This is a genomic window from Nocardioides sp., assembly GCF_036267815.1.
In the GTDB taxonomy this organism is placed as follows: domain Bacteria; phylum Actinomycetota; class Actinomycetes; order Propionibacteriales; family Nocardioidaceae; genus Nocardioides.
This window is the reverse complement of the sequence record NZ_DATAVI010000026.1, coordinates 19,183-28,146: the sequence shown is the minus strand read 5'-3', so window position 1 is coordinate 28,146 and position 8,964 is coordinate 19,183. Positions and strand designations below refer to the sequence as shown.

At 69.4% G+C, this 8,964-nt stretch carries 10 protein-coding genes and 1 tRNA gene; 2 read left to right on the top strand and 9 right to left on the bottom strand.

Features of this window, described 5'->3' with window-relative positions; all coding sequences use genetic code 11:
• Positions 1–677 precede the first annotated feature (677 nt).
• The 3 genes from VHW64_RS04265 to VHW64_RS04255 all read right to left on the bottom strand — a co-directional run bounded on the left by VHW64_RS04265 (position 678) and on the right by VHW64_RS04255 (position 2,881).
• A complete protein-coding gene (locus VHW64_RS04265; RefSeq protein ID WP_329649266.1) occupies positions 678–1,448 on the bottom strand; it encodes a hypothetical protein in 771 nt (256 codons plus the stop codon).
• Between the two features lie 72 nt (positions 1,449–1,520).
• The gene (locus VHW64_RS04260) at positions 1,521–2,138 is read right to left on the bottom strand and encodes a dihydrofolate reductase family protein (RefSeq protein ID WP_329649265.1); all 618 of its coding nucleotides are present in this window, start codon (positions 2,136–2,138) and stop codon (positions 1,521–1,523) included.
• On the bottom strand, positions 2,138–2,881 hold the full coding sequence (locus VHW64_RS04255) for a PIG-L deacetylase family protein (protein WP_329649264.1): 744 nt from the start codon (positions 2,879–2,881) through the stop codon (positions 2,138–2,140). The genes VHW64_RS04260 and VHW64_RS04255 overlap by 1 nt, the downstream gene beginning before the upstream one ends.
• A 62-nt stretch (positions 2,882–2,943) precedes the next feature.
• Here VHW64_RS04255 and VHW64_RS04250 point away from each other — a divergent pair, with 62 nt between their 5' ends.
• Positions 2,944–3,180: a hypothetical protein gene (locus tag VHW64_RS04250; protein WP_329649263.1), complete on the top strand. Its 237-nt coding sequence runs from the start codon at positions 2,944–2,946 to the stop codon at positions 3,178–3,180.
• On the opposite strand, the gene VHW64_RS04245 is transcribed toward VHW64_RS04250, so the two are convergent.
• Both VHW64_RS04245 and VHW64_RS04240 read right to left on the bottom strand, forming a co-directional pair.
• Positions 3,143–3,325: a hypothetical protein gene (locus VHW64_RS04245; RefSeq protein WP_329649262.1), complete on the bottom strand. Its 183-nt coding sequence runs from the start codon at positions 3,323–3,325 to the stop codon at positions 3,143–3,145. The genes VHW64_RS04250 and VHW64_RS04245 overlap by 38 nt on opposite strands.
• Before the next feature lie 31 nt (positions 3,326–3,356).
• Positions 3,357–4,427 carry a phosphatase PAP2 family protein gene (locus VHW64_RS04240; RefSeq protein WP_329649261.1) on the bottom strand — a complete coding sequence of 357 codons (1,071 nt, stop codon included), beginning with the start codon at positions 4,425–4,427 and terminating at the stop codon, positions 3,357–3,359.
• A 71-nt stretch (positions 4,428–4,498) separates the two neighbouring features.
• Here VHW64_RS04240 and VHW64_RS04235 point away from each other — a divergent pair.
• Positions 4,499–4,572: transfer RNA gene (locus VHW64_RS04235), tRNA-Ile, on the top strand.
• A 303-nt stretch (positions 4,573–4,875) separates the two neighbouring features.
• On the opposite strand, the gene VHW64_RS04230 is transcribed toward VHW64_RS04235, so the two are convergent.
• From VHW64_RS04230 to VHW64_RS04220, 4 genes are all read right to left on the bottom strand, one after another.
• Positions 4,876–5,088 (bottom strand): transcriptional regulator, encoded by a 213-nt coding sequence (locus tag VHW64_RS04230; RefSeq protein WP_329649260.1) that lies wholly within the window; start codon positions 5,086–5,088, stop codon positions 4,876–4,878.
• Positions 5,089–5,585: 497 nt separating this feature from the next.
• Positions 5,586–5,807: a hypothetical protein gene (locus tag VHW64_RS04225; RefSeq protein WP_329649259.1), complete on the bottom strand. Its 222-nt coding sequence runs from the start codon at positions 5,805–5,807 to the stop codon at positions 5,586–5,588.
• Between the two features lie 315 nt (positions 5,808–6,122).
• Positions 6,123–6,524, bottom strand: a complete 402-nt coding sequence (locus VHW64_RS20265; protein WP_414690446.1) for a peptide-methionine (S)-S-oxide reductase — start codon at positions 6,522–6,524, stop codon at positions 6,123–6,125.
• A gap of 78 nt (positions 6,525–6,602) precedes the next feature.
• Complete coding sequence (locus VHW64_RS04220; RefSeq protein WP_329649258.1) at positions 6,603–8,819, bottom strand: catalase; 2,217 nt, start codon at positions 8,817–8,819, stop codon at positions 6,603–6,605.
• Between the last annotated feature and the right edge of the window lie 145 nt (positions 8,820–8,964).

Genomic DNA, 8,964 nt, shown 5'->3' with positions numbered 1-8,964 from the left:
TGCGTTCGGGCGGCATGATCGGAACGCGTCTGGTGGAGCATTGCAGCGACCTGGAGCCGTGGTCGCCGACGCTGATGGTGTCGGCCGACGGCGCGAGCGTCTCCACAGGCGTGCCCTGGTTCGCGCTGGAAGGAAGTCCGGGGCGTAGCAAGGGGGGTCCCCTCGCGAAGGAGCCACCGAATGCTGTTCGTACTTGCCCTCCCGATCTTCCTCGTCGTCGCCGCAGCCCACCGCTACCTGGCGCTCTACGCTCCGTCGAACATCCTGATCAGGCATGCCCGAATGTCACTGCCACGCTGCGGACAGTTGGCGCCCTCGCTCTGCTGGTCAGTGTGCTGCTCCGGGCTCTGCGCACGGTGGAGGTCGCCATCACTGCGGGCGCACCCGGCCATCACCAGTGTGGTGGTCGGCGGCGCAGGTCGACGAGCTGGTTGCGCGGTGGAACCGGACGGCTCCCGACGCCCTGCGCGAGCAGGGACTGCTTCCAGGCTGTTCATGAGCCCCCTCCAGGATCCGGTCTGCGTCCACCGACACGGGCCAGGCCAGGCCAGCGTCCCTCGCCGCGAAGCCTCAGCGTCTGCCTGGGGGAGCGGAGGGTTGTTGGTTCGAGTCCATACGGCGCGAGCGCCATCGCGCACGCTTCGTATGACGTCCGGGTCGGGGCAGTGAGCTCGAGGTCATCGAGCTGCCCTTGCTGCGGGCGCGGTGCTGCGGAAGCGTCCGAGCAGCCACGCGTGGTCCGCCGCATTGCGACTCGAGTGGGGCGGGACCGTCTCGGTGGGCTGCTTGGGTGCCAGCCCGGGTGACCACGCGAGGTAGATGACCCGGCTGGAGTGCCAGGTCATGCCGAGCCGCGCGAACATCTCCTGCGGCGAGTGCTCCCAGGCGATCGCGTCCTCGACCTCCAGGTAGTTGAAGTCGCCCATGATCATGAGTCCGGCGACGCCGGCGTCGTCCAACGTGGCCCGCGCCCGGTCCTCGATCGCCTGCATGGCCCCGGCCGTGGGTCCGACGCGCTCGTTGTCGAGCAGCTTGCCGGTGTGCTGGTTCTGGATCACCGCGTCGGTGTGGGTGTGCATCACGACGTAGCCGCGGCCCTTGTGACTGAACCGCACCACGGCCAGGTAGCGGTCGTTGCCCACTCCCTTGACGCCGACATCGCGGGAGATCGGGATGACCTCGGAGCTGGTGACACTGGTCTCCTCGCCGGTGCGGATGGCCACCGGGATCTCGCGCGAGTGGACGCCGACGTCGGTGGAGATCACCTCGTACGACGGGCCGAGGGTCCTCTGCATCAGCGGGACGAACGACCTCTTGCCCAGGTCCATCTCGGTCAGGCCGACGACCAGCGGCAGCTCGGCCTTGATGGACCGGAGATTCCGTTCCATCCCGACCCCGACCTTCTGCGGCGCCAGCATGATCTTCATCGCGGTCTCCTCGCGCGTCACCCCGGGAGCGTCCTCCGGCGATCGTGTCAGGTGGCGCCGGTCGGCCACATCGCCCGCGCGACGGATGCCGCCCTAGGGCGAGTCACCCGGTTCGTGGCGCCGGCGCCTCAGCGTCATGTGCGTCACCATCGAGGTCGAGCGCGTCGACGCGACGTCGAAGGCGAGGCCCTTCAGGTCGGCGAAGATCGTCTCACCCGAGCCGAGCACGATCGGGACGACGTGCAGCCGGAGCTCGTCGATGTGACCGGCTCGCAGGAACTGGTTGATGGTGGACGCGCCGCCGCAGATCGAGATCCGCCCGTCCCCGGCCACCTCCGTGGCGCGGCGGAGAGCCTGCTCGGGCCCGTCGGTCACGAAGTGGAACGTCGTACCGCCGGCCATCTCGATCGGGTCGCGCTCGTGGTGGGTGAGCACGAAGACCGGCGCGTGGTACGGCGGCTCGTCGCCCCACCAGCCCTTCCAGTCGAGGTTCCACTCGCCGCGGATCGGGCCGAACATGTTGCGCCCCATGATGAACGCGCCGGCCTCGACCATGGCGGCGGCCTCGGCGGCGTTCTCCTCCTCCGCCGGCCCCCAGTGCCAGTCGTGCAGCGCCGCGCCGCCGACGCCGAGCGGGTGCTCGAGATCCTGGTCGGGGCCGGCGATGAAGCCGTCCAGTGAGATGGCCGGGTCCGACGTCAGGTAGGGCATCAGTCCTCCCATCTGATCCGGTAGACCTCGAAGGACGTCGCGAACGCGACGCCCATGCGCTGCCCGACCTGCCGGCCGAAGCCCTCGAGGAACTCCCGCGGATCCCAGTTCTCCCAGCCCAGACCCTCGATGTACGCGGCATGGGCGGCCAGGGACGCCACACCCTTGTCGAAGGTGTCGGTCGTGTCCACGCCATGGAGCGCGGCGGGTGAGCCGCCCTCCCACACCTGGCGGACGCCGCCCCAGGTCTCGAGCCCGTCGGTGAGCTGCTCGGGGAAGACCCAGCGGTTCCCGGCATCGCGCACGGCGTCGAGCACAGCCTTGCCGGTGGCGATGTGGTCGGCCTGGTTGAGCATCCCCATCCCGAACTTCTCCTGGAAGTTCCCGGTGATCACGATCTCGGGGCGGTGCTTGCGGATCACCGCGGCGATCTCGCGGCGCAGCGGCACGCCGTACTCGAGGACGCCGTCGGGCTGGTGGAGGAACTCGACGGTGTCGACGCCCACGATCCGGGCCGACTCGATCTCCTCCGCCTCGCGGATGCCTCGGCACTCGTCGGGGTCCATCGAGTCGATGCCGGCCTCGCCGGAGGTGACCATGCAGTAGACGACCTCCTTGCCCTGAGCGGTCCAGCGCGCCACGGCCGCGGCGGAGCCGAACTCCATGTCGTCGGGGTGCGCCACGACGGCGAGCGCACGGGTCCAGTCCTCGGGGAGGGGTTCGAGCGGTGGTGGCATCTCCATGACCCCGAGCATGCCGCCAAAACCGCTGGTCCGACAGGCCGGGGTCCGGTTGGCTTGGCGGCATGGTGCAGATCTCGGCTCTCGACGTGGACGACGACGACGCGCTTCGCGCCTACTGGGACGTCGAGCAGGCCGCGCAGCGGGCCGAGCGGCGCCATCCCTTCCTGCGGTCGCTGCGACAGCTCGAGCAGCAGGTACGCCGCCCCGGCGCCTACTACGAGCGCACCCCGCCGCCGGTCGGCGCGAGTGCGGCGGCGTGGCTCAGCAGTGGGCGCGAGGGTGGACCCCGAGGTAGTTGACCGGTCCCACGACGACGGTCAGCATCGCGCTGCCGATGAAGTTGCAGTTCCGGTTGGTGTGCGCGTCGAAGAAGCCGCGATCGTTGGCAACGCTCGCGCCGAGGACGAACCACACGATCGCCAGGAGCAACAGGATGTTCTTCACCGGACCTCCACGACCAGAGACTGGTGGGATTCTAGGGTCTGACGGGGCGTGAGGGAGTCGTTCTCCACGAACCGAGCACGACCAGCTTGCCCAGCTGCACGGAGACCCAGGCGATCAGGATTCCCGCGATGTCGTCGACCGCGAAGTGCCATCCCAGGTAGATCGTGGCCACCACGGTGCCGGCCAGGAAGGCGCCTGCTACCCAGCTGAGCACGCGCAACCTGTAGTACCGCGCCATCAGGAAGATCAGGCAGGTCATGGCGCAGTGCAGGCTGGCGAACGCCGAGATCTGGGCGAACGCATCCGGCGCGTGCGGGTGCGCGAGCAGCTGGTCACGCTGGACGACGTAGCTGGCCTGGGTGTGCTGGATGGAGGTGCGGGTCAGCCCCGCGAACTCCTGCGGAGCCGCGTGGAACGGACCCAGTGACGGGATCACGTAGTAGGAGCCCACCCCGATGATCCAGGCCCACATGGCGGAGACCACGAAGACGTACGCCGCCCGGACGGTGGGGGTGAACGCCAGCGCGGAGACCAGGGCCAGGGTCAACACCGTCGAGAACGACTCGTAGAGGTGCCCCAGCCACCGCGCCGCGAGGTCCTGGCCGAGCAGGTTGTGCAGCAGGACCGCCGGACTGTGGTCGAAGAACAGCCATCGGTCCCAGCGCAGGAGCATGGCGTCCTTCGGCGCCCGGAACACATCCCAGCTCTTGAGGTTGCGGTAGCAGAGGTAGACGACCTGGTAGGCCAGCAGCGCCAGCGCGACCATGCCGACCCGGTACGGCGTCCAGCGGCGGCGGGCGACGCGCCACGGCGTGGCGCCGTGCCGGCGTCCGCGGAGCCACCGGACTGCGATGTCCGCGACCACGAACACCAGGAGCGTGGTCAGGGTGCTCACCAGCTTGTGGGCGAACAGCTTGCCGTGCGGGTCGCGGAACGGCACGTCGACCTGCCGCGACCGGAGGACGGCGACGACGGCGAACACCACGACGACGCCGAGGACCCGCACCACCCAGTGCCAGTCGCGGGCCGAGTCGCGGGCCGAGGAGCCGGCCCCGGGCCCACTCACCTCGGCGGGCGTCGTCCCGTGCGCCGCCGTGTCCATGACACCCCATTCAACCGGGTCGCCGGTGACCGACCGAAACGACGAGCTCGCCGGCCGGGCACAATGTGTGCGGGGCGGTAGCTCAGTCGGTCAGAGCAAGGGACTCATAATCCCTGGGTCGTGGGTTCGAGCCCCACCCGCCCCACCGAGCGTCTGGCCTGGTCATACGCGGGAGCCCGCGAGACGGCGCATCGAGCCTTGCAAGCCTTGGATCCCCGTTTGGACCCGGCCCGAGTCAGGCAGCGTCAGCGCTTGGGGTCCTGCGAGCCCGAGAGCGGGTTCGAGGCCGTTCTGCGTGCCCTCGCAGTGTCCTATCCGGGCGCTGCCGACACAGGTCACGCGATGGGCTTGCAGCAGCCTCCGGGCCTCGCCACGGCGGTCGCCGCGGTCGTCACCGGCACCGCCGATGATGTGTCATGGTTCTCACCGACCGGCACGCCTCACCGCCTCACCTCGTGACGATCCAGACAACCAGCGCCGGCAGCGCCCCCAACGCCAGCCATGGCGTCAGGAGCGCCTTGGCGTTGATGATGCGCACCCCGATCATCGCGAACACGCCGGCTACCGAGGACAAGAGCAGCAGCCCCGGTCGGGCGCCCGGCCGTGTCGACACCTCGCTGAGGATGGCCAACCCGCTGGCGAGGAGTGTCGCCACGGTCATGACCAGAGCCGAGGACACCCACCGTTGGACGCGCTGCACTTCCATGGCCTGCTCCCACAACGGCACAAAACGGCTTGGCTCTCGTGTGCGCCCGCCATCCTGTCACCACGGACTCCGGCAGGGGGAGGACAGCACCACGATGAGAGATCAGTCAGCGCCCGCCCGACACGAAGACGCGACGGTGGAGCTCGTCGCGGGGTGGATCTCGGTTGGTAGATCCAGCAGCTGCTCGGCGCAGTCGGAGAACGCGGTTCTGCCCCCGGTCTGGTCGACGTGAAGCTTTGGTGAGGCAATTGACGCGCACTGCGAGCGAGTCGACGACGATGTCCCAACCGTGGCCCGCCTCCGCGTCGTCGGATGCGTATCCGACGAAGGCTGCCCCCAACGACGGCATCGTCGGCTCGCGTTCGGTGGTGCACCAGGTGTCACGGTTGACGGGCAGCGGCTTCTTCGGCGACACCGGACACTCCTGCTGGCACGAGGCCGGGACACCGGTCCTACGGGAGCCGCCTGCCGAGCCATCGCAACGCCGGCCCGAGGTACCGGTGGCGATGCCAGCCTCGATGGGCGACCCCACGCCTCAGGTCGCGGAACCTGTCGCGGGCCCGCGGGAGGACCCCCGTACGGTCGCGGTCCTCGATCTCGGCGGCCTCCTTGGCGGCCCACCTGGCGCAGCCGAGACACATGACGACCTCGGGGTGGTTGCCGAGGTGGACCATGCGGTCAGGGTCATCCACCGCGCCGCAGCACCAGCACGTGCCGGCTCCGAGGTCTTCACCCTCGACAGCGACGTGAGCCACGGGCGGCCTTCCTCTCATCGCGAGCGTAGCCCGCGCGCCGGGGGGAGCACGGGTGAGGGGGACCTGCCGGACAAGTAGCGACGCTCTGGGCCCCCGAAGCCTCATAGAGGAAGGCTTCTGCGATGAAAGCGCTACGAGACTTCCTTCTCGCCCTGGTCGCGTTCGCTGCGTCATCGTGCTCGTGACCGGTGTGGTCGTGCTGGTGGACATCAAGCAATGCTCCCCGGGCTGGTGCTAGCTCGGGGCGGCGAACGGTGGCTTGCAACCGTCCGGGAAGCGCCCTAGGTAGTTCTGGATCTCTGGCGGGTCGGGCCAGAGCTGCGAGCTCTCGCTGACCCTTGTCACCGTCTTGCCAGGCCAGTGCCCCGAAGCGTCGATGTCGTGGATCGTCGCCCACGCCACGATGCGTTGGTCAGGGCTGGTGGTGAAGATCTCGGATCGGTACTGCGAGCCAGGAAGAACACCTCGAGACCCGCTGTCCGGCCACGCCGTCGCCTCACCTGCTCCCGTGCTCGGCCAGCGGTCCGGCGTGCAGCCGCTGGGCCCGCCAGGCAGAGGTCGGCGAGTCCACCGGTCGCGTCGCGCCGTAGCGATCGGAGAGCCCAGGCCCCGATCACGCGGCTCACTCGCGGCCACGCCCTCATCCACGCCGCCGTCGACGACCACTCCCGCCTGGCCCACTGCGAGGTCGATGACGACGAAGGTGAGCCCCGGTCACGAGTCGACCGCGAACCGCTCCCACACCCGGTGCCGCCCCAACAGGTCGAGCACCTCGCTCACGACGGCCTCCGCCTCGCCCTCTGCCACGCCGGCAAGGCCGCGCATGCCGCGAGCGGCCAGCACGTCCATGCCCTGGTCCACGGCGCCCATCGGCTTCGCGTGCCGGAATGTCTCATCGAGCAGGAGCGCGACGCGCGGGTCCACCATCGGGTCGTCGTCGGCACCTGCCTTCGTGTCCCGTGCGGTCAGCGCGTCGGGAGCAGGCGCCGGCGCGCCCAGCAGAAGGACCGCGTCCAGCTCGGCGGACTGGGCAGCGGCGAAAGTCCGCTGCACCGCGACCCCGTCGCCCAGCTCACCGCCGCGGGCGGCGATCACCAGCGGTGTCGTTCCGGCTTCCAGCAGGGCGCTGCGGATCGCGGGGAGGGACGCGACGTCGCCGTCGGCGTCCACCACGATCCCGACCATCCGACCCGCGAGGGGCCACGTGTCTCCGATCTGGGAGAGCGCCCCGCTGGGTGTCTCGTCCGTCAGCTCTGTCTCGGGCGCAGGAGCGACGAGTCCGAGACCGGTCGCGACCTCCTCGCACAGGCGCGCATCGACGTTCGCCAGTGCCTGGAGCTGACGCTCCTTGATCGTCTGCTCGAAGCACTTGCTCAGCTCGAACGTGTACGCCGCGATGATGTGCTCCTGCTCCACCGCGCTCATGCTCTTCCAGAACAGCCTGACCTGGCTGAAGTGGTCGTCGTAGGACGCCGGCTGGTCGCGCACCTTCCCGCCTTCGGCGACGGTCACCGGTGCCTCCACGAAGGCTCGCAGGTCGGCGGCGGCGGGGAAGGGGTTGCCACCGTCGAGCGAGTTGGGGTGGTACGGCGCGACGCCCGTGTGCACGGCGTGCTGGTGGTAGCCGTCGCGAAGCATGTCGTTGACCGGGCAGTGGGATCGGTTGATGGGAATCTGGTCGAAGTTGGGGCCGCCCAACCTGGTCAGCTGTGTGTCGACGTAGGAGAACAGCCGAGCCTGGAGTAGCGGGTCGTCGGTGACGTCGATGCCGGGCACGAGGTGCCCGACGTGGAACGCCACCTGCTCGGTCTCCGCGAAGTAGTTGGTCACGTTGCGATCGAGGGTGAGCCGCCCCACCGGCTGCACCGGAGCCAGCTCCTCGGGCACCATCTTCGTGGCATCCAGGAGGTCGATCCCCTGGAACATCTGGTCCTCGGCGTCCTCGAAGACCTGGAGCCCCAGCTCCCACTCCGGGTACGCACCCGCCTCGATGGCGTCGTACAGGTCGCGACGGTGGTAGTCCGGGTCGGCACCCGCCAGCCGCTGGGCCTCCTCCCAGGTGAGTGAGTGGACACCCAGAACGGGCTTCCAGTGGAACTTGGCGAGCTGCGTGGTCCCGTTCGCCGAGGTCAACCGAAAGGTGTGGACCCCGAAGCCCTCCATCATCCGGTAGGAACGCGGGATGCCGCGGTCCGACATGTTCCACAACGTGTGGTGCTGCGCCTCGGTGTGCAGGGAGACGAAGTCCCAGAAGGTGTCGTGCGCGCTCTGGGCCTGCGGGATCTCGCGATCGGGGTGCGGCTTGGCCGCATGCACGACGTCCGGGAACTTGATGCCGTCCTGGATGAAGAACACCGGGATGTTGTTGCCGACCAGGTCGAAGACGCCCTCGTCGGTGTAGAACTTCGTGGCGAAGCCACGCGTGTCGCGCACGGTGTCGGCCGAGCCGCGCGAGCCGAGGACGGTCGAGAACCTGACGAACACCGGCGTCTCCGCGTCCGCCGCCAGGAACCCTGCCTCACACACGTCATCTGCGGTGCCGTAGCCCACGAAGCGACCGTGAGCCGCGGCCCCGCGTGCGTGCACGACCCGCTCCGGAATCCGCTCGTGGTCGAAGTGCGTGATCTTCTCTCGCAGGTGGTGGTCCTGGAGGAGGGTCGGACCACGCGACCCGGCCTTCAGGGAGTGATCGGTGTCGTGAAGCCGCGTGCCCGTCGCCGTGGTCAGGTACTCGCCCCGCTGAGCTCGGGTCCCGTCCTGCGCAGAAGCTCCCGCGGCCGTGCGCAGCGGCGGCTCGGTCTGGTCGGGCTTGCGTTCGGGCGGCGGGGCCGGGTCGGTCGGCTCGTCGTACGTCGGCGCGCTCGAAGCTGGTGCACCCGGGACCTGGTCCTCCATCGGTGCTGCGGACCGTGCGGACTCTTTCGCGCTCATGGCGTCCCTTCCTCGACGAGGCCCCTCTGTACCCGCAGCCCACATCGATATTCACGTCTCGGCTGCCGTGCTGCCCGCACGCTGTTCGCGTGCTGCCGGAGGACTGCCTTCCGCTGGTCAGGCGTGCCCCGACGGGTCCTGGTCG

Coding starts and splice junctions, on each gene's coding strand:
- VHW64_RS04260 (WP_329649265.1), bottom strand. CDS start 2,138: ATGCCCTACCTGACGTCGGACCCGGCCATCTCACTGGACGGCTTCATC.
- VHW64_RS04255 (WP_329649264.1), bottom strand. CDS start 2,881: ATGGAGATGCCACCACCGCTCGAACCCCTCCCCGAGGACTGGACCCGT.
- VHW64_RS04250 (WP_329649263.1), top strand. CDS start 2,944: ATGGTGCAGATCTCGGCTCTCGACGTGGACGACGACGACGCGCTTCGC.
- VHW64_RS04240 (WP_329649261.1), bottom strand. CDS start 4,427: ATGGACACGGCGGCGCACGGGACGACGCCCGCCGAGGTGAGTGGGCCC.
- VHW64_RS04230 (WP_329649260.1), bottom strand. CDS start 5,088: ATGACCGTGGCGACACTCCTCGCCAGCGGGTTGGCCATCCTCAGCGAG.
- VHW64_RS04225 (WP_329649259.1), bottom strand. CDS start 5,807: ATGGTCCACCTCGGCAACCACCCCGAGGTCGTCATGTGTCTCGGCTGC.
- VHW64_RS04220 (WP_329649258.1), bottom strand. CDS start 8,819: ATGAGCGCGAAAGAGTCCGCACGGTCCGCAGCACCGATGGAGGACCAG.